The 19,805-nt window shown below is 70.8% G+C and carries 19 protein-coding genes; 15 read left to right on the top strand and 4 right to left on the bottom strand.

Features of this window, described 5'->3' with window-relative positions:
- Positions 1–35 precede the first annotated feature (35 nt).
- The 5 genes from EF879_RS24465 to EF879_RS24445 all read left to right on the top strand — a co-directional run bounded on the left by EF879_RS24465 (position 36) and on the right by EF879_RS24445 (position 4,218).
- Positions 36–422 carry a YbaB/EbfC family nucleoid-associated protein gene (locus EF879_RS24465; RefSeq protein WP_123562584.1) on the top strand — a complete coding sequence of 129 codons (387 nt, stop codon included), beginning with the start codon at positions 36–38 and terminating at the stop codon, positions 420–422.
- Positions 419–730, top strand: a complete 312-nt coding sequence (locus tag EF879_RS24460; protein ID WP_123562582.1) for a type VII secretion target — start codon at positions 419–421, stop codon at positions 728–730. Before EF879_RS24465 ends, EF879_RS24460 begins: the two co-directional genes overlap by 4 nt.
- The gene (locus EF879_RS24455) at positions 730–1,734 is read left to right on the top strand and encodes a hypothetical protein (protein ID WP_123562580.1); all 1,005 of its coding nucleotides are present in this window, start codon (positions 730–732) and stop codon (positions 1,732–1,734) included. Before EF879_RS24460 ends, EF879_RS24455 begins: the two co-directional genes overlap by 1 nt.
- A 12-nt stretch (positions 1,735–1,746) precedes the next feature.
- Positions 1,747–2,355 (top strand): DUF6346 domain-containing protein, encoded by a 609-nt coding sequence (locus tag EF879_RS24450; RefSeq protein ID WP_123562578.1) that lies wholly within the window; start codon positions 1,747–1,749, stop codon positions 2,353–2,355.
- Positions 2,356–2,523: 168 nt separating this feature from the next.
- Complete coding sequence (locus EF879_RS24445) at positions 2,524–4,218, top strand: AfsR/SARP family transcriptional regulator (protein WP_123562576.1); 1,695 nt, start codon at positions 2,524–2,526, stop codon at positions 4,216–4,218.
- Positions 4,219–4,341: 123 nt separating this feature from the next.
- On the opposite strand, the gene EF879_RS24440 is transcribed toward EF879_RS24445, so the two are convergent.
- Positions 4,342–6,243 (bottom strand): sialidase family protein, encoded by a 1,902-nt coding sequence (locus tag EF879_RS24440; RefSeq protein ID WP_123562574.1) that lies wholly within the window; start codon positions 6,241–6,243, stop codon positions 4,342–4,344.
- A gap of 586 nt (positions 6,244–6,829) precedes the next feature.
- On the opposite strand from EF879_RS24440, the gene EF879_RS24435 reads away from it, so the two are divergent.
- A complete protein-coding gene (locus tag EF879_RS24435) occupies positions 6,830–7,555 on the top strand; it encodes a DJ-1/PfpI family protein (protein WP_123562572.1) in 726 nt (241 codons plus the stop codon).
- 69 nt (positions 7,556–7,624) lie between these two features.
- On the opposite strand, the gene EF879_RS24430 is transcribed toward EF879_RS24435, so the two are convergent.
- The 3 genes from EF879_RS24430 to EF879_RS28380 form a co-directional block, all read right to left on the bottom strand.
- Positions 7,625–8,494 carry a hypothetical protein gene (locus EF879_RS24430; RefSeq protein WP_123562570.1) on the bottom strand — a complete coding sequence of 290 codons (870 nt, stop codon included), beginning with the start codon at positions 8,492–8,494 and terminating at the stop codon, positions 7,625–7,627.
- Between the two features lie 359 nt (positions 8,495–8,853).
- A complete protein-coding gene (locus EF879_RS24425) occupies positions 8,854–9,654 on the bottom strand; it encodes an HAD family hydrolase (RefSeq protein WP_199736595.1) in 801 nt (266 codons plus the stop codon).
- A 424-nt stretch (positions 9,655–10,078) separates the two neighbouring features.
- The gene (locus EF879_RS28380; protein ID WP_233604725.1) at positions 10,079–10,375 is read right to left on the bottom strand and encodes a hypothetical protein; all 297 of its coding nucleotides are present in this window, start codon (positions 10,373–10,375) and stop codon (positions 10,079–10,081) included.
- A gap of 10 nt (positions 10,376–10,385) precedes the next feature.
- Between EF879_RS28380 and EF879_RS24420 the strand changes: the two genes are divergently transcribed.
- From EF879_RS24420 to EF879_RS28375, 9 genes are all read left to right on the top strand, one after another.
- Positions 10,386–12,032: a DUF4153 domain-containing protein gene (locus EF879_RS24420; protein ID WP_233604724.1), complete on the top strand. Its 1,647-nt coding sequence runs from the start codon at positions 10,386–10,388 to the stop codon at positions 12,030–12,032.
- Between the two features lie 338 nt (positions 12,033–12,370).
- Positions 12,371–13,459: an iron ABC transporter permease gene (locus tag EF879_RS24415; protein WP_123562568.1), complete on the top strand. Its 1,089-nt coding sequence runs from the start codon at positions 12,371–12,373 to the stop codon at positions 13,457–13,459.
- Between the two features lie 25 nt (positions 13,460–13,484).
- Entirely contained in the window at positions 13,485–14,468 is a 984-nt protein-coding gene (locus tag EF879_RS24410; protein ID WP_123562566.1) for an ABC transporter substrate-binding protein, read from the top strand.
- Positions 14,465–15,256, top strand: a complete 792-nt coding sequence (locus tag EF879_RS24405; RefSeq protein ID WP_123562564.1) for an ABC transporter ATP-binding protein — start codon at positions 14,465–14,467, stop codon at positions 15,254–15,256. Before EF879_RS24410 ends, EF879_RS24405 begins: the two co-directional genes overlap by 4 nt.
- The gene (locus EF879_RS24400) at positions 15,253–15,948 is read left to right on the top strand and encodes a class I SAM-dependent methyltransferase (RefSeq protein ID WP_123562562.1); all 696 of its coding nucleotides are present in this window, start codon (positions 15,253–15,255) and stop codon (positions 15,946–15,948) included. The genes EF879_RS24405 and EF879_RS24400 overlap by 4 nt, the downstream gene beginning before the upstream one ends.
- A 676-nt stretch (positions 15,949–16,624) precedes the next feature.
- The gene (locus tag EF879_RS28910; RefSeq protein ID WP_123562560.1) at positions 16,625–17,101 is read left to right on the top strand and encodes a DddA-like double-stranded DNA deaminase toxin; all 477 of its coding nucleotides are present in this window, start codon (positions 16,625–16,627) and stop codon (positions 17,099–17,101) included.
- Positions 17,098–17,523 carry an Imm1 family immunity protein gene (locus tag EF879_RS24390; protein WP_123562558.1) on the top strand — a complete coding sequence of 142 codons (426 nt, stop codon included), beginning with the start codon at positions 17,098–17,100 and terminating at the stop codon, positions 17,521–17,523. The genes EF879_RS28910 and EF879_RS24390 overlap by 4 nt, the downstream gene beginning before the upstream one ends.
- 827 nt (positions 17,524–18,350) lie before the next feature.
- A complete protein-coding gene (locus EF879_RS24380; RefSeq protein WP_123562556.1) occupies positions 18,351–18,992 on the top strand; it encodes a hypothetical protein in 642 nt (213 codons plus the stop codon).
- Positions 18,989–19,561 (top strand): hypothetical protein, encoded by a 573-nt coding sequence (locus EF879_RS28375; protein ID WP_233604723.1) that lies wholly within the window; start codon positions 18,989–18,991, stop codon positions 19,559–19,561. Before EF879_RS24380 ends, EF879_RS28375 begins: the two co-directional genes overlap by 4 nt.
- The last annotated feature ends 244 nt before the right edge of the window (positions 19,562–19,805 follow it).

Here is a 19,805-nt window from a genome sequence, read left to right as displayed (position 1 = left end):
AGACTGGGGCGCCGGGCCGGGGGAGGGAGGACAGGGTGCCGATAGACCCGGAGGACTATCTCGCGGAGTGGGAGCGTCGGGTGGCGCAGCAGACAGCGCTCACCACCGAACTCAGCGAACGCATGAAACGCAACACGGCAACGGTCGAGTCGCGGGGCGGTGAGGCCGTGGTGACCGTGGACTCGTCGGGCGGCCTGGCCGGGTTGCGCCTCGACGAGCGGGCGATGCGCCTGTCGCCTGACGAGCTCGCCTCGATCATCCTGGATACCAGCCGGCGCGCCCAGGCGAAGGTGGCGCAGCAGGTGACGGAGATCGTCAACAGCATGTACGGCGCGAGTTCGGAGACGGCGTACTTCATCAGCAACGCCTACCACCAACAGTTCCCGGAGCCGCCGGAGGACGAGGAGCGTGACCGGCGATGACGGGTCCGGAGATCAGGCTCTCCACCGGCGAGGTCCGCCGCCACGCCCGGATGGTGGACGAGGCCGGCGCGATGGTGGAGGAGGCCAAGGCCGGGGCGAAGCACGTCAACCTGCATGACGAGGTGTACGGCGTGCTCTGTAGTCCGCTGTTCGTACCCCTGATCAATCCCCTGCAGGACTGGGCGGTGACGGAGATCCGGAACGGGGCGGAGGCCACGAAGCACCTGGCGGAGCTGCTGCGGGCGCTGGCCGACAACACCGACATCACCGACCAGGCGGCGGCGAACCGACTCCGGGCAGGTAAGTGATGGGTACCGAAGCGGCCATCTCCCGCCCGTCCATCATCGCCCCCGAGGGCGAGACCAAGTCGTACGAGGGCGCGGGCATCTTCGAGTCGGCCTGCGGCATCGTCGACGGCATCAAGAACGGGGACTGGTTGGGTGTCGGCGGCAACACGGTCGCCGCCGGCCTCTCCCTGATCGGCGCGGTCATGGATCCGTTGCAGGCCGTCTTCGCCGCCGGCGTCGGCTGGCTGATGGAGCACGTAAGCATCCTCCGTGAGCCGCTGGACAAGCTGGCCGGCGACCCGAAGGCGATCGAGGGGCACGCCAAGACCTGGTACAACATCGAGCGGCGCATCTACGAGGCCACCGACTTCTTCGTCGAGCAGGTCAACCAGAGCACCGCCGCGTGGACGTCGAAGGCGGCGGAGGCCTACCGGCAGCGCGCTCGGACCCACGCCGAGTCCCTCCAGGCCCTGGGCGCGATCGCCGACGCGATGAGCAAGGCGACCACGATCGTCGGCGCCATGGTCGGCGTCATTCGAAACACGATCCGGGACATCGTCGCCGAGGTCGTCGGCGCCTGCATCTCCAAGGCGCTCCAGGCCCTCACCGTGGTACTGATCCCCAAGGTCGCCGCCGAGGTCGCCATCCTGGTCGGCAAGACCAGCAGCAAGATCCTCAGCCTGCTCCGGCGGCTCTTCGAGGCGATCAAGCGGATTGGCGCGATTGTCAAGCAGTGCGACAGCATCCTCGCGCAGATTGGCCAGGCCAGCCGCAACACGCTGCGGCTGGAGGCGTTCCGGCTCCAGGCCGTCGGCGAGTTCGGGGGCAGCGGCCTCAGCGGCTTCAAGGGGGCGTTCAACACGATCGGACGGGGCCACACCGCGGTACACGGTACGGTCGACCAGGTGATCATCAACACCGCACGCAGCGCGAGCCAGACCAACAGCGCCCAGAACAGCGGGCAGGCGGGCGATACGCTCCGGGGTGACAACCCGGCCCCGAAGCGGATCGAGCTTCCACTCTGAGAGGGCGACGTCGTGGAACCGCGGGACGACCGGATCGCCAAGCGGCTGGCGGAGATCCGCGCGGAGGAGCGCGAGTGGGACCGCGCGGCCAGGGCACGGGACGCCGACGGCGCGGACCCGGAGGCCGCCGCGAGGGATGCCGACGTCGCCGCGGTACGTCGCCGGGGTGGCGCGCTCCGGTCGTTCCTGTTCCTCGCCGGGACGCTTGTCCTCGCCGCCAGCCTGTTCGGGGTGGCCGTCACCCTGAGCAGGCTGGCCGGCTCGGACATGGCGGATGCCACGCGCGAGGGCCAGGCCACGGTGACGTCGTGTCACGGGCACGGCCCGATCAGCAGCCGTGGCTTCGGCTCCTGGGAAAGCTGTGAGGTCGAGATCGTCTGGTCCGGTGGCGAGGTCGAGCATGCCACCGTCGGCGCGGTCTTCACCTCCGTCGACCTCGGCCGGAGCATCCGGGTCGGCGACCTGGGACGCCACCGCGGCGCCCGGAAGCTGGCCCGGGCCGACGTCGAGGCCCGGCCGTGGTTGCGGTGGTTGGGCTACGGCGTCGGCGCCCTCGCCCTCCCGCCGGCACTGGTGGGGGTGCTGCTGCTGCGCGAGACGGTACGCCTCCGGCGGAGGTAGCCCGACCGGCCCGGCGCAGAGCGTTCGTCGATCCGCCGCCCGGAGCAGGTGTGTGGTCGGGGCGGGGTCGCGGCGGGGATCGCGGAGGTCGCCTGGACGCCGCGGCCGACCGCCGTACACCCTCGGCGCGTGGCCCGACCCCTGATAGCTTTTTCCCAGGGAGTGCCCTTGGGGAGTTTCCACGTCGCGGTTCTGGGGCCGCTGCGGGTCGAGGTCGATGGCACGCACGTACGTCTCGGGCCGCGCCTGACCACGCTGCTGTCGATGCTGCTGGTCGTGAACGGCCAGGCGGTGCCGGCGAGCCGGCTGGTCCGGCTGCTCTGGGGCGACGAGGCGCCGGCCGCCGCCACCGTCACCCTGCGCAGCCACATCTCCCACCTGCGCCGTGCGCTGTCGTCCGGCCGCCCGGGGAACGCCGCCGGGATCCTGCGGACGGTCGGCAGTGGAGCGGGCACCGCGTACCGGCTGGACCTGCCGGACGACCACCTGGACGTACGCCGCTTCGAACGGGACTGCCTCGCCGGACAACGCCTGCTCGCCGGCGGCACCGCGGACCTCGTCGAACGGGCCGCCGTCCTGCTCGGCGAAGCGCTGGCCCTGTGGCGCGGCCCGGCGTACGCCGACGTCGCCGACCAGCCGTTCGCGGTGTCGGAGATCGCCCGGCTGGACGCGCTGCGTCGAACCGCACAGCGCCACCGCGTCGAGGCGCTGGCCCGGCTGGGCCGACACGCGGAGGTGCTCGGCGAGGTGATCCCGCTCGTCCACGCCGACCCGTACGACGAAGGGCTGCGCCGGCTCCTCGTCCTGGCGCTCTATCAGGAACAGCGGGTGGACGAGGCGCTGCGGGTGTCCCAGGAGGGGCTGCGGCTGCTCCACGACCGGGGTTTGGAGGCGCCACACCTGCAGGAGCTACACCAGGCGGTCCTGCGGCGGGCCGCGGCCGTACCCGGAAGCCCGGCGGCCCCGCGTACCCCGGTGCCGTCGCTGTTGCCGCCGGATCCGCCGCGCTTCGTCGGCCGGGTCGCGGAGCTCGCGCGGGCCCGGCGGGTCCTCGCCACCCAGGGCGCGGGACCCGCCCTGCTCCTCGTCACCGGGCCGGTCGGGATCGGCAAGACGAGTTTCGCGGTCCGGTTGGGACACCTCGTCGCGGACTGGTTCCCCGACGGGCAGCTCTACGTCAACCTCCGCGGCTTCGACCCGGCCGGCACCGCGATGCCGGTCGGGGAGGCCGTCCGCGTCTTCCTGGACGCCCTGGGCGTGCCCGTGCAGCGGATTCCGGCGACCGTCGAGGCCCAGGTCGCCCGCTACCGGGACCTCGTGGCCGGCCGGCGGATCCTGGTCATCCTCGACAACGCCCGCGACGTCGACCAGATCCGCCCGCTCCTGCCCGCCGCGCGCGGGTGCGCGGTGGTGGTGACCAGCCGCAACCAGATGCCGGGCCTGGTCGCCGCCGACGGCGCCCATCCCGTCGTCCTCGGGCAGCTCTCGGCCGCCGACGCGCGGGCGCTGCTGCACAGCCGGCTGGACGCGCCTCGCCTGGCGGCCGAACCGGCCGCGGTCGACGAGATCATCGACTCCTGCGCCCGGCTGCCCCTGGCCCTGGCGCTGGTCGCCGCGCGGGCCGCCACGCACCCGGACTTCCGGCTGGCGGAGCTGGCCCAGGAGCTGCGGGGCGCCCGGGGTGTGCTGGACGCGTTCAGCGGGACCGACGGGGCCACCGACCTCCGCCAGGCGCTGTCCGGGTCGTACCACGCCCTCCGTTCGGCGGCGGCCCGGCAGAGCTGGCGGGAGGCGCGGGACATCCTGGACGACCTCCAGCCCCCGGACGCCGACGACCTCCGGGCCAGGCTGCCCGAACGGTGATGCGACCTCCCGCGGGCGTCCTGCGGTGACTCGGTGCGAAGGCAGATCCCGACCGACGCGTCCCATCCGGACAGCGTGGTGGTGCCCCCGCCACGGGACGATGGCGGGGGCACCGACCCACCACTACCGGGCCGGATGGATCGTCGAGAACGGCAGACGGAGCCGAAGCTGCCCGGCGACGGGGGCGTTGTGCTCCCGGATCGCCCGCAGTTCCCCGGCGGTGAGGGCTCGACCGTAGATGCGGAACTCGTCCATGACGCCGCGGAACGGGTTGTTGAGCCCGTCGACGCGTCGGCCGAGGAAGACGCTGTGGATACCGAACTCCTTGCCGGTGGTCACCGAGCCCCGGGGGGCGGGCAGGTCGGCGACGGTGGCGCCGTCGATGAGGACCGTGACCCGGGTCGCCGTCCGTCGCATGGCGACGTGGTGCCATAGCCCGTCGTTGTAGGCGCCCGGGATGGTGATGTTCGCGTCACCCTGGCCGGTGCCGACGACACCCCGGATGCGGTTGCTCTCCGGTTCGGCCCGCAGCCAGATCTGCGCGGCTCCGGTACCGACCTGGTAGAACCACCAGATCACGATGTTGCCGGTGGTCTCGGTGTACCGGAACCACGTCATGATCGTGAACTCGTCGGCGCCGAGGTCGACGGCCGGGTTGTACGGCACCTCCACGTGGTCGTCCACGCCGTCGAGCACGAGCCCGGCACCGTACCGCCCCTTGCCCAGCCTCGCGTTGCCCCGGACGTAGGCGGTGTTGTCGTAGCGCGGTGCCGCGTCCGGCGTCGTCGGTCCCGGCTCCGGCGGCGGCGGCAGGCTCGGCGGCGAGCCGTTCGGCGTGTCGAGGTACGCCTCGTTGAACCTGACGAACTGGATCACCTCGTACAGGGCGGCCACCCCGGCCTCGTACAGCACCCCGGCCACCGGCCCCGCGACCGGATCGTTTTCGATCTTGACCAGGTCGGAGTACCCGCCCGGCCCCCAGCTGATGACCTTTCCTTCCTGCCAGGTCTCCCAGGTGCGGGCCTCGTCATAGGACGATCGGATCGTCAGGGCCTCGCGCTTGCCCGGGTTGGCGGGTCCGGAGAACAGGATGCGGTTACGCGCGTCGCCCTCGTCGGTGGCGGTGAGACGCAGCAGCGCGCCCTGTACGACCGGCATCGTCAGCTCGGGCACCATCTGGAACGGCGCGTCGTAGCTCTCGCCGCCGTCGCTGGAGATCGCGTACGCCCGCGTGCCCTCGGCCGTGCCGGCCTCCCGGACGTTGACGTAGATCCGTCCGTCGACCAGCTCGACCAGGGTCGACTCGTTGACGAAGATGTCGGCGGTGACCCCGCCGGCGTCGGCGCCGAGGTGCCAGGTCTCACCGCCGTCGTCGCTGTACCCGAGGTGGACGCCGGCGATGCGCTGCCCGTCGGGTCCGAAGGACTCGTGGTTGGCGCTCATCACCAGTCGCCCGGCGTGCGGGCCGCGCTTGAGCTGGATGGCGTGCACCGGGCCGGTGGCGTACCAGGCGGTCCACTCCGGCCGGATCAGCTCGGTCATCTCCCGCGGGGCGCTCCAGGTCGCGCCGTGGTCGTCGCTGACCTGGAGGAACGGCCGGCGGCCACCGCTTCCGGTGCCGGGGTTGTGGGTCGTGAACAGCAGGATCCGGCCGGTCCGTTCGTCCACGATCGGCATCGGGTTGCCGTGCGTGTCGCCGTTGCCGCGCGACACGACCTGCAGCGGCCCCCAGGTGCGGCCGCCGTCGTGAGACCGCTTCAGCACCAGGTCGATGTCGCCCCGGTCCTCACAGTTGTTGATCCGACCTTCGGCGAACGCCAACAGGTCTCCGTTGGTGGCCTTCACGATGGCCGGGATCCGGAAACAGAAGTACCCGTCGGTCTTCGCCGTGTAGACCGCCCGTTCCTCGCGGTACGGCTCGGCGGCGCGCGCCGGGCCGCCGGTGAGCAGGGCGGCGCCCATCGCCGCGACCACCGCGGTGGACACCAGTCGACGCCGTCGTTGCCCCGGTCTCTGTGTCGTCATGAAATGCGCTACCTCCGCTGGTCACCGCCGGAGCGGATCGTCTCGAACCGCGTGGAGCCGGAGAGCTGCCGGTCCCGCGGCTGTCGCGCTCGCGGACGTCGGCAGCTCCGCCCGTACCGCTGGTGGTCGGCGTCGCGACGCCAGCAGTCCGGTGCGCTGCTGAGACTCTCGTCACAGGTCGAGCACGCAGGCGGACATCCTACGTCCCATGTCACAGCCGCCACAAGCCCTGCGAGCAGGCGACGGAGGCGGGATGGCGACGAGTGTGCCACCCCAGGCGATTGGCCCGGTACTCGGCGCGGGCGGCCGAGCGAGCCCGCCTCACGCAGGCTCTCCGCCAAACCCCACCAGGTGAAGGACATCCGATGTCCACGACTGGGCGTGGGCACGCCGGACCAGCCGCGGACCCGCCGCCGGGCGGGCGCCTGACCACCGCGGCGGCTGCCGCGCCCAGGACGCTCCACCCATCGCCGGGACAACGCACGGGTGCCGGGGCCGCCGACCCGACCCGGAACTATTCGGCATCCGGGCACGACTATCTGTGCGACTGACGCGTCAGGACCGGTACCACGACGAAGGGAAGTTGATGGACCGTCGGGATGTTCTTCGGGCCACGGTCGCCGGTGCGGCGGTGGGCGGTGCGGTTGCGGCCGGTGCCGTACTGACGCCGGGAAGCGCCTCCGCGGCGCCGGCCTTCACCTCGGCGCGGCCGTTGCGGGTGCAGATCCTCACGTTCGCCGGCGTCGAGGAGATGGACATCATCGCCCCGATCGAGGTGTTCGGCCTGGCGAAGGCGCTGGGCGGGGCGATCACCACCAGCATGGTGACGGTGGACGGCGACGACCCGGTCGTCGCCGTCCACGGCAGTCGGGTCGGTCCGGTACGGCGGTGGGCGCCACGCGAGGCGGACCTGCTGCTCGTTCCCGGTGGTGGTTACCGTCGGGCCGACAGGCCGGGCGTGTCGTACGAGATCCAGCGGGGCGTCCTGCCGGCCGCGATCGCCGCCGCCCGGCGGCCCGGACTGACCATCGCGGCCGTCTGCACCGGCACCATGCTGCTCTCCGCGGCCGGCCTGACCGCGGGCCGGCCCTGCATCACCCACCACAGGGCGGTCGAGGACCTGCGCGCCCAGGGCGGTGTCATCACCGAGGCCCGGGTTGTCGACGACGGAGACCTGGTCACCGCCGGTGGCATCACCTCCGGGCTCGACCTGGCGCTCTGGCTCGTCGAGCGGTTCCTCGGCGCCGACCTCGCCGTCCAGGTCGAGCAGGTACTCGAGTACCAGCGGCGCGGCACCGTCTGGCGCCGATGACGCCGACCGCCGGCCGGCGATGGCGCGCACCATCGTCGGCCGGCGCCGGTGGTTTCCTGTGGCCGGACGTCAGGCGTACGGGTCGTACCGACCAAAGACGATCGAGCGGGCGGTCTGGTCGTACCAGGTGCTGGAGCTGCTGCTCCAGCGGTGTGCGACGATCTGGCCGGTGGTCCGGCTGGTGCGGACGAACATCCAGCCCATGCCGGCACCGGTGCCCTCGCGCCACTCGTGCGCGTCGGCGTCGTAGTAGTGCCGGGTGTCCGGGTACGCCGGGTCCTCCCCCGGGTCGCCGTGCGGACTGTTGGTGCTGTCCATGACCCGGATCGCCCACTCGCGATGGTTCGGGTGGGAGTCGTCGTACAGGTGGCTGCCCGGCCCGATGATCGCCATGTGCCCGCTGCCGGAGCCACCACTGGCGTACTTGATCGCCATGATGTCGCCGGGCTGTAGGTTCAGGCCGATCAGGAACGACGGGCTGAAGCCACGCATCTTCGGTACGTCGTTCGTGCCGTTCCGGTCGGCGGCGAGGGCGTCGTGGAAGAGCGCGCTGTTCGGGAACGACGCGCCGAACTCGGTGGTGAAGTACGACGAGGTCGCCCAGCTCGGGAAGACGTGCGTCAACAGCCGCCGGACGAACGTGGCGCACTGGGTCTCGTTGCGATACGTGGTCGGCTGCCCGGGGGTGCCGAAGACGATCGTGGTCGGTGCGCCGTTGGCCGGGTAGAAGTTGTAGGCGCTCTCGGCAGGCCATCCGATGTCGTTGAGTTCCTCGATCAGCTCGGTGGTGGCGTCGACGAGCGGTTCAGCGCGGTTGGCGACGCCGAACTCGGTACCGGCCGGCGTCGTGGCGGCTGCCGGTGTGCCGAGGCCGAGGGTGACGGCCACGGCGACGGTGATGGCGGTGCCGAGGATGGACCGCCCTGGGTGCGTGGTCATCGGTGTGCTTCCTGTCCGTGTGGTCCCGCGGGTACCGCGGGAACGCACCGGTGGGTGCGTCGCGGGCAGTATTGGGCGGCAGCCATCGTCACCGCCCGCGATTTTTCGCTCACCCAATGATCATCAACCGGCCTGACAGGAATCCGACAGCACCGGCTCTGACCTGCACAAACGTCCTCCACATCGGGCCGACGCCCGTCGGTCACACCGGTAGTCGATCTCGCCGACGTCGCCGGGCGATGTCGGAATCCCGACGCCGCGCCGTCGTCCGAGCCGAGTGGGCCGTCGGATCGGCCGCCGCCGGTTCCGGGTTCGACCGCCCCACCACCTGCGACCCCGCCGACACAGCGGTCGGCGGATCACCCGCCGAACGCACGGTCGAGGAGGTCGCGCAGCCCGTACCCGTCGTCGATGACGACATCGGGCACCCGCTCCGGCGCGGCCTCCGGCGACGCGACCTGCTCCGGCGTGGGTCGTTCCCGATCGGTGCGGGGGGATCGCATCAGCACGGCGGCACCGGCACCGGCGCGGCGGGCACAGCGGACGTCCCGGTCCACCGTGTCGCCGACGAACCAGCAGTCCTCGACCGGTACGCCGACGGCGGCCGCCGCACGCCACGCCAACTCCGGATTGGGCTTTCGCAGCCCGACCTCGTCGCTGTAGAGCTGGACCGCGAACATGTCGCCGAGCCCGGCAGCGGCGAGGAAGTCCCGGTGGGCGGCGCCGCAGAGCGCGTTGCTCACCACGGCGAGCGGCAGCCCGGCGGCGGCCGCGGCCCGCAGCGCCTCGGGTATTCCCGGTCGCACGGCCCAGTCGTCCCGCCACGACCAGGCGTAGCTCAGCGGGGTCGCCTCCCGGCGTACGGCCTCCCGGGCCGCCGGCGGCCAGTCGACCGCCACGACATCCCCCCACACCTGTTCGTGGCTCAGCTCGGTCGGCCGGGGATCGTTGCTGACCGTGTCGCGCCAACGGGCGTACCGGCGGGCGCCGTCGGCCAGGTCCCGCGCGATCTGCGCGACCGGCACCACGTCGCCGACCAGCACCTCCAGCCGCCGAAGCAGCTCGGGCGGCGCCGAGGAGGACGTGCTGCGGGAACGCGGAGACCCGTCGACGAGGACGCCGCCGAAGTCCACCAACAGCGCACGGGGTGGAGGAAGCACGCCGCCTATTCTCGCGCCACGTCCGGCCGGGGCCGCGGGTATCGGACTTCCCGGCACCGGGCACCCCGGACCGTTCGCCCGGCGGGTGTGACCTACAGTATCGAAACTCGATCGAGGAGACACCCGTGTCCGAGCCGCCACCCCGACCCGACGACCCGCCGGCCGAGGCCCGATCCACCGAGGCTCGGCCCGAGGCCCCACCCGTCGAGGCCGCGCACGCCGAGACCGTGTCGTCCGAAGCCCTCGACACCCCGTCATCCGGCACTCCCGCATCGACGACCTCTGGTGGCCTCCCCCACAATGCCGGGCCGTACCTGCTGGTGATGCCGCCCACCGACGGATCGATCCCGACCGTGGCGTGGCCCGGACGCGAGGGCGAGCCCGCCTGGGCGATTCCGGTGACGGTCCCGCCCGGCACCCGCGGCTACGCGCTGTTCGTGCCGATCGTGCAGCCGACCGAGCCGGACGCCACGCCGGCCAGTACGCGAACACCCACGCCCGTGACGGCGATGCCGCTGGCGGCTGCCGCCCGGCCAACAACCGCCACGCCAGCTGCCGCCAGGCCGCCGTCGGACGCGCCGCCAACGGACACGCCGCCAACGGACACGCCGCCAACGGACACGGCAACGGCCGCGCCGGCAGCAGCCGCCACCCCGCCTTCGGCACCCACCGCCCCGCCCGCGCCACCAGCAGCTGCCACTCCCCCGGCTGCCACAGCCACGGCCACGACCATGCCCCCGGCCGCGCCGCCGGGCGGCGACACCCGGCTGGCCGCCCCGCCCGGCCGTACCTCGACGCCGTCCTGGGGCGGCCCGGGGTTCGCGCCCGCGCCGCCACGCGTCGACTTCACGCCCCTACCACGCCCACCGTCGTTCCTGCAGACCCGGTGGCCGGGGCCGCAGGCGGGGCAGGGGTGGGCGGTGCCGGCGGCCGTCCTCGCCGGCGCCCTGGGCCTGGCGTTCTTCGTCCCGTTGAGCCGGACCGGTATCGGCTGGCTGCTCGGCTGGCTCGTCCTGACCGTCGGCGTGGTCGTCGCGGTCTGGCGGGCCGCCGCCACCCTGCCTCGCACCGAGCGGTGGATCCGCGCCGGCTGGGCAGCCGGCGCGCTGGCCCTGCTCTCGGTGCTCACCGTCCGCAACGCCTGGTGGCTGGTGACGTTCTGCGTCTTCGGTGCCCTCGGCTGCGCCACACTGGCCATCGTCGGCGGACGACTCGTCCGGTCGATCCTGTTCGGCCTGCTCGCCACACCGTTCGCGGCGCTTCGCGGGCTGCCGTGGGTACGGAAACACCTCCGGAACGGCTCCGGCGACGGCAGGACGGCCCGCCGGGTCACCGGAACGATCGCGGCCACCGTCGCCGTCCTGCTGGTCTTCGGTGCGCTGCTCTCCTCGGCCGACGCCGCCTTCTCCGTGCTCCTCGGCGAGATCGTGCCGGAGATCGGGGTCGGCACGGTGTTCCGGTGGATCTTCCTCGCGGTCGTCGGTGGGCTGACCGCGGTCGCCGCCGTCTACACGATCTCCGCCCCGCCCGACCTCTCCACCGTCGACAAGCCGGGTACCCGCCGATTCGGCGTACTCGAATGGGCGCCGCCGATCGCCGGGCTGACCCTGCTCTTCGGCGGCTTCGTCGCCGTGCAGTTCACCGTGCTCTTCGGCGGCCAGCGGCACGTCCTGCGCACCGCCGGCCTCAGCTACGCCGAGTACGCACGCAGCGGCTTCTGGCAGCTTCTCGCCGTCACCCTGCTGACGCTGGCCGTACTGGGCGGTGTGACCCGGTGGGCACGCCGGGAACGGCCCGTCGAGCGGATCCTGTTGCGGGTGTTCCTCGGCCTGCTCAGCGTGCTCACCCTGGTCATCGTGGCCTCGGCGCTGTCCCGGATGTACACGTACCAGAAGGTCTACAGCTTCACCGGAGAGCGGGTCTTCGTGATGGCGTTCGAGCTGCTGCTCGGCGTCGTGTTCCTGCTGATCCTGGTCGCCGGGATCCGCTGGCGGGGCGCCTGGATCCCGCGCGCGACCGTGGGGCTCGCCGTGGTGATGCTGCTCGGCCTGGCGGTGCTCAACCCCGAGGACTACGTGGCCCGCCGCAACATCGCCCGCTACCAGGAGACCGGCAAGATCGACGCCTGGTACCTGCGGGCGCTCTCCGCGGACGCGACCCCGGCCCTGGCCACGCTCCCCGATCCGGTACGCCGCTGCACGCTGAGTTGGATCGCCGACGACCTGGACGAGCCGGACCCCTGGTACGCCTGGAACCTCGGCCGGGCCCGGGCCCGGGACGTCCTCGACCGGCTCGGACCGGAGGCCATCGGCGGGCGGAAGGACTGCCGCAACGCCGACCGGTTCGACCTGCCGAAAACCCGGTCGCACCCCCGGTGAAGGCGTTCGGCCCGGACATGGCCTCGACGCCGTCCGGGCCGGCGTCCGCTCCTGTGACACATGTCGCCCACGGGCCCGGGGTGAGTCCGCTCACCCTGTCTGACGGACCACCACCGCCGATGGCACCGGTCGGGGGCGGCGACGGGTGACCGTCGCCCACCGGTGGCCGCACGCGAACCTGGCGACACGGGCGAAGCCGCCGCCGTGTCGTCGGCTCCGGCCGACGACACGGCGGCGGTGCCGTTGGCGCGCCGACTCCCCACCTTTTGGCCTCCTGATCTTCCTGTTAGCTTCTTGCCAAGAGTTTGCAACAGCCAAGAGATGCGTATAGGAGCGCCGTGCCGGCCACCACCCTGCTGGATGATCAACACGACCCGCTCGGGGTCGCGGCCCGGCGACGCCGGACCGAGGGCTGGCTGGTCGTGCTGACCGTCACGCTGATCGTGACCGGGATCAGCGCGGTCGGAGCCGGAGCGATCGGTATTCCGCCGCTGACGGTGGCCCGGATCATCGGTCACCACCTGGTCGGCCTGCCCGGCGAGGTGAGCTGGTCTCCTCCGCAGGACGCTATCGTCTGGCAGGTCCGGCTCCCCCGGGTGCTGCTCGGCATGCTCGTCGGCGCCGGGCTGGCCGTGTGCGGGGTGGCGTTACAGGCCATGGTCCGGAACGTGCTGGCCGACCCGTACCTGCTGGGTGTCAACTCCGGGGCCTCCAGCGGCGCCGCCGCGGCGATCCTGTTCGGGGCCGGGGCCGGCTTCGGGCAGTACGCGCTCTCCGCCAGCGCCTTCCTCGGCGCGTTCGGGGCGTCGCTGCTGGTCTTCCTGATCGCGCGCAGCGGTGGGCGGGTCACCGCGATCCGTCTGCTCCTGTCCGGGGTCGCGGTCGGGTACGCGCTGTACGCCACCACCAGCTTCCTGATCTTCGCCTCCAAATCCGCCGAGGGTTCGCGTTCGGTGATGTTCTGGCTCCTCGGCTCCCTCGGGCTGGCCCGATGGGACGCCCTGCTGGCGGTGACCGCGGTCGTGCTCGTCGGCGCCGCCGGCTACCTGACCATCACCGGCCGGCGGCTCGACGTGCTGGCCATCGGTGACGAGACCGCCCAGACCCTGGGGGTGGCGCCCGACCGGTTCCGGATCCGCCTGCTCGTGGTGGTCTCGCTCAGCGTCGGCGTGCTGGTCTCCGCCGCCGGCAGCATCGGGTTCGTCGGGCTCGTCGTCCCGCACCTGGCCCGGCGCCTCGTCGGAGCGCCGCACGTCCGCGTGGTACCGGTGGCCGCACTGCTCGGGGCCATCCTCCTGGTCTGGGCCGACGTGATCGCCCGGGTCCTGCTGGCGCCGCAGGAGATCCCGATCGGGATCATCACCTCCCTGCTCGGCGCTCCCTTCCTGCTGATCCTGATCCGCCGTCTACACGCCACCGCCGCGTGAGCATTCGAAGTGTCGAGGTGATTCGATGAAGGCCATCCGCCTTGCCGTCGCCGCCGCGACCTCCAGCGTCGTGCTGCTCGCCGCCGCCTGCGGCGGCGGGGTCGCCGACAGTTCGGCGGGCGGCCCGGGATACCCGGCCACCGTCACCAACTGCGGGGCGGAGGTGACCTTCGACGCCGCGCCCGAGCGGGTGGTCCTGCTCAAGAGCGCCGCCGTGCCGTACCTGCACGCGCTCGGGGTCATGGACCGCGTCATCGCCCGGGCCGGGCAGTACCCGAGGGAGTACTACGACGCGGCGACCCTCGCCGAGTTGGATCGGATCCCGCTGCTGACCGACAAGCTCGACCCCAGCGGCCACCTACAGATCTCGAAGGAGGTGGTGATCAGCCAGCAACCGGACCTGGTCCTCGGCCAGGTCGACAACCTGTCCCGCGACACCCTCGCCGCCGTGAACATCCCGCTGCTCGAGGAGCCGGCGCTGTGCCCCGGCGCCACCCAGGTGCCGAGCTTCGACGACATCTACCAGCAGATGCGGACCTACGGCCGGGTGTTCGGCCGGGAAGCCGAGGCCGAGGCCGCGGTCGCCGCGCTCCGGGAGCGGATGGCCGGCATCCAGGCGGCGGGTACGCCGTCCGGCCGTACGGCGGCGGTGCTCTACCCGACGATCGGCGGCGGCGTCACGTACGCCTACGGCACCGCGAGCATGGCCCACCCGCAGTTGGAGGCGGCCGGCTTCCGTAACGTGTTCGACGACGTACGGGAGCGGGTCTTCGAGGTCACCATCGAGGAGCTGCTCGGCCGCAACCCCGACGTGCTGGTCCTGCTGTACGGCGACGGCGACCCGGCGGCGGTCGAGCAGGCGCTCACCAGCCTGCCCGGCGCCGGGGACCTCAAGGCCGTGCGCGCCGGTACCGTCATGACCCAGTTGTTCAACTTCACCGAGCCGCCCACCCCACTGTCGATCGACGGGTTGGAGCGAATCGTCCGGCGTTTCGGGGGCGGCGCATGATCGAGGCGACCCGCGTCTCCTGGCGCTACGGCGAGAATCCCGTGATCGACGGGGTGAGCGTGACCGCGCGCCCCGGCCGGGTCCTCGGGCTGATCGGCCCGAACGGCAGCGGCAAGACCACGCTGCTCCGGCTGCTCTACGGCGCCCTGCGCAGCCCCACCGGACAGGTCGTCGTCGACGGGGACGGCCTGTCCACGCTGTCCGCCCGCGAGGCCGCGCGGCGGCTGGCGGTGGTCATCCAGGAGACCGGCGGCGAGACCGCCCTGACCGTGGCCGAGATGGTGTTGCTCGGCCGCGGTCCGCACCTGTCGGCGTTCCAGCGCACGAGCCGGGCCGATCACGAGATCGCGGCCCGCTGCCTGGCCCGGGTCGGCGCCGCCCACCTGGGCGCCCGGCCGTTCGCCCGCCTCTCCGGCGGCGAGCGCCAGCGGGTGCTCATCGCCCGCGCGCTGGCCCAGCAGGCAACCCACCTGCTGCTCGACGAACCGACCAACCACCTCGACATCCGGTACCAGCACGAGATCCTGCACCTGGTCCGTACCCTCGACACCTGCTCCATCGTGGTGCTGCACGATCTCAACCTCGCCGCCCGCTACTGCGACGACCTGGTGCTGCTCGGCGGCGGCGGGGTCGTCGCCGCCGGTCCCGCCGGCGAGGTCCTCGACCCGGCCGTCCTCGAACCGGTCTACGGCATCGGCATTCGACGGCTGGACCTGGATGGCGCCATCCACCTGCTGTTCCAGCCAACCGACCACGACACCGCCACCGAAAGGAGCGCCGCCGCGTGACGGCGCAGGACCGCATCAACACCTACTGGACCCACCGGGCACCCAGCTACGACGAGTACCAGCAGCGTCCCGAGCGCCTCGACGCCGACCGGCAGGCATGGTCGGCCATCTGGGCGCAGGCCCTGCCGGCAGCACCGCTGGACGTCCTCGACGTCGGCACCGGCACCGGTCAGGTCGCCATGGTGCTGGCCAGCCTCGGCCACCGGGTCACCGGAATCGACCTCGCCGAGGGCATGCTCGAACGGGCCCGTGCGCACGCCGCCACGATGGTGGGCGGCCCGGTGATCCAGCGCGGCGACGCCGTGAACCCGGACTTCCCGCCCGCCAGCTTCGACGCCGTGACCAGCCGCTATCTGATGTGGACGCTCCGCGAACCGGAGACCGCGGTGGCGAACTGGATTCGTCTGCTCCGTCCCGGCGGCACCATCGCGGTCGTCGACAGCGCCTGGTTTCCCGACGGTCTCGACAACGCCTCGGAGGACTTCGCCGGGCACTACGACGACGAGGTACTGGCCGTGTTGCCGCTGGCCACCGCGACCTCCATCGACCAGACCGCGGCGGTGCTGCGCCGGGCCGGCCTGAGGGACGTCACCGTCACGCCGCTGACGTCGATCTACGAGTTGGACCGCCGGTACGGGGTCGCGCCGAACCACGAGCTCCGGATGCAGTACATGATCACCGGCCGGGTCTGAGGCACGTCGACCTCGTCAGCCGTTTTCCGGGCCGGCTCCGGCAGCTCCGCGCGGTCGGCGAGAGACCCATCGTTGATGTCGCGTCGCACGACTCGGCGTTTCCTCCCCGGCCGCCGCCGTACTAGCCTGCTCCTCTGTGCTCACGCGGTGTCGATGCACAGACGGTGCGTCGATCGAGCGGATGGCCGGACTGCGGGACGGGAGGCGGGTACCGATGGGCTGCCCCGATGACCTGGACCGGCTCCTCGAACTCGACCATCAGCGTTACGGGGAAGGCCCGAAGAAGGGCACCCCCCGCGCACCAGGCAAGCCACCCGAGCAGGCCAAGGACGCCCCACAGAGCCAGACGTCAGGCGACCCGGCGCTTCAACCCGCGCTCGATGTGGCCTCTTCCGCCTTCCCGATGCCCTTTTCTCGATAAGGCGTCATAGTGAGCATTGGCGAGGAGACGAGAGACGAGTTCCGGCAGGTCACTGGAGACTTGGCCCAGGTCAGCTCCCGAGCAGGGAAGTTGGCGGATGGGCTGACATGCCTACTGGCTCTCGTGACCACCGTCACGCGAGGAAGTTCACACCCACTTGTACGACAAACTAAAGCACGCCTCCGAAGGGCTATAGAGTTACTCGGTCAGGCGGTGACATCCAGTGAGTCGGCAAGAACCGCGGTTGATGAATACATGTCACAAACCGGGATCGGCGACTCACCTACAGCAACTTCCAGCCCATCCACCGATAGCGGATTCTCTGCGCTTGTCGAACAGGCGCGTGTCACCCTGCCACCAGGCCGAGTCGGCTCACAAACCAGGGGAAGATGGATAGGAACGGATGGGGTAACGCAGGATCTACGCAGCGGTGACGGCGACGAGTGGTACGTAAAGGCACGCCAGCTCGCAGCAGGTTTCCCACCGCAACTACGCGCAGCATCGAGGCTGGCGGTGCACCTTGAGGTCAAGTTTGCGGTGAGGATGCGCGAAGAGGGACGTCAACGAGAGAAGATCGTCGTTGATCGGCAAGTGTGTGGCCAGCGACCATTTGACAGGACCGCCCCTTTCACCTGCGACAAATTTCTCGACCGTTTCCTTCCTCCCGGGGCGGTGCTGACCGTCGTGGAACCTGATGGGACTCGGCGGGTCTATCGAGGAAAGAGTGAATGATGAGCTTCCGTGCGGTATGGACAGTCCTTAATCCCGAAGGAGAACCCTCGGGCGGCGAGATGGTCGTCCGTGACCCAGCGGATATCGATCGACTGATCGCCGCGTTGAGTGAGCCTGGGGCGACAGCAGCCATGGTGCACCACAGCGGCCGCCCGAAGGTGTATGACGAGGACCTCGGCGAAGTTCCAGACCATGACATGACCATCGGCGTATGGCAGGGCTTCGGCTATCTCAGCTTCGCTGATCTCGACCACGACTTCGCGCACCTGGATGGCGTACCTGGGTCACCGGGCTTCGCGGCCGATTACGCGGAATACCCTGCTGGCTCAGGCGTCACCCTTCAAGAACTGCGCGCAGCCCTGGCCGAGTTCCTCGAATCAGCACAGCGCCCCACCCGGGTGAACTGGCGAGAGCCGATGTAACACGCCGGTACTCTGTCGGCCGCACCGTCAACTCCACGCAATCGCAGGGACGTAAGGAGCCGTTGACACCCTACAGGACTGGCACGGACAGCTCCCCGGCCCCCGCCGGGCCATCGAAGAATCGTGCAGCCTGGTCCGGCTCTCACAGGACTCCCTGCGCGGCTACCTGCGGACCATCGGGGCTCCATGAAACGGCCGCTCCTCAGCCATGAGGAAGGCTCGCCTTCTGGTGGCACGTCGTGGGACGGTCGTACTCTCGATCAACGACGCGCAAGGCGTCGACAGTCGTCTCTACCCCGCTTGTGGGCGATACAGCCTGTGGTGCCGCACGCGAACCATGTCGTTGTGAGTATGCCCCTGCCAGCGCGGGTTCTCCGCCATGTAGGTCCCCTTGCCCTGGTGGCCCTCGATGATGCCGCAATCACGAAGGAGGCGTAGGGCGTTCTGGGCTGTGTGTCACACTGACCTTGAACTGCTCGGCAAGCTGTGCGCCGTCCTCAGCGGCCTGCAACGCCTCAACGGCGGTTGGGGTTGCCCGGGCATGCCGAACGGGCCACCGCGCGCTGGCGCGGCGAGGCAGGTGGCGATGGCGACCGTGCGTAGCAGCAAAAGCAATCTTCAACATCACTTGGCTTCGCTTGGCGCGGCGTGAACACGAGGACAGCCACCGACTCCAATCCGTACGGCATGCGCCGCCCCACCGTGCGACGCTTCCGAGCTGAACGGTTGGGCCGGAGAGGTACTTGCACAAATCTGATCTTGCGAAGCTCTTGTCATTGAAGAGCTTCGGTAGAGTCAGCAGCATCAGCAATCCATGAAGGAGCGACATGCCCCGTGTGATCGTCCCGGTCGGCTTCAGCCTCGGGCCACAGCACAGGTACGTCCGGCCACCTGACCCCGAGCCCGAGACGTGGGAAATCCACCTCGGCGGCGACATCATCGATCTGACGCCTGACGAGGTGGGCGTCTACGGCGCTGCCTTCCTCGACGTCGAGGGCCACTCGAAGCTCCAGGTCGACCGTGCGCGGCTGGTCAGGTCGCTGCTGACCGCACCCAAGCCGGAGCCGAACGCGGAACGTCTGGTCGCAAGCCTCATCGAGCGAGGACTGCTGCTGGAATTCGATCCCGAGGGGCCACTCGAGCCGCTGTTCCGCCGGTACCGCCTCTTCCCCACCGCTGAGGGTATGGGCACCACCCCGGAGGAACCGGAATACCACCGCATGGGCCACCACAACCGGCCGCTCGTCGCCGTACACAACGACGCGTACGTCATGTGGGCTTTTTCGTTCCTGCATCCGAACCTGTGGGAGGCATGCGTCTACTATGCGCGGGCCGACGAGGAGGAGTTGGAGGCGGGCGAGGAGCCTATCGGGTTGACGCCCGAGGGTGTAGCCCGGGACGTCGCCGTCAACCTGCCCATGATGATCGCGACACAGTGCGCGTTCCTGGATCCCGTCGTGGTGCTGTGAGCAATTACCGACGGCGGGGTTATCGCGGCGGAAGCCGACCGGAGAACGGCTTCCTGCGGAACCTGCGCTATGAAGCACCCAAGGAGGGCTTGGGCAAGCTGCTGGAGAAGCTGAGCGAGTGGGGTGGCGCGTTCCTCGGCTTGGTCGCCGGAGCGACCGCCGCCCGACGTGGCCTCCCGCTGTCTACGGAACTGATTGCCGGAACAGGCGCCGTGCTGGGGGCGGCGGTCGGTGCGGGTGCGAAGGCCGCAGTGACGGCAGCCCTCGACACGATCAAGAACCGCCGGGCCAGTGCCCGCGACGTCAGCGTCGGCGACGTCTCCAGGGACATCGTGCAGATCATCGACATGCTCGACCGGAATCACCAGGCGCAGCTCAAGCTACTCGACCTGATCCGCGACAATCACGCCAGACTGGCGGCCCTGCTCGCCGGCGCGAGTCCTGGCCTCCTGCAACGGATCAACGGACAGTTCGCCGGCGCCCGCCGGGCCATCGAAGAATCGTGCAGCCTGGTCCGGCTCTCACAGGACTCCCTGCGCGGCTACCTGCGGACCATCGGAGCTACATGAACGGCCGATCCCGAGTCACGTAGGAGGTCCGCGTCCTGGCGGAACGTCACGGGACGGCCGTAGTCTGAAGCCGTGGCCGACATCCGTGAGCTCGCGGAACAGACGGCTCGGCGCCACCTGGCCGCGTCGCTACCCCGCCGTTGGACTCACGTCAAGGCGGTCGCTGCCAAGGCTCACCGTCTCAGATCAGTTGTCGTTCCGGTAGATCGGGACCTGTTGGCCGCTGCGGCTTGGCTCCATGACG

The sequence above is a fragment of the Micromonospora sp. HM5-17 genome (genome assembly GCF_003762835.1).
In the GTDB taxonomy this organism is placed as follows: Bacteria; Actinomycetota; Actinomycetes; order Mycobacteriales; family Micromonosporaceae; genus Plantactinospora.
This window is presented reverse-complemented; position numbering and strand designations above follow the sequence as displayed.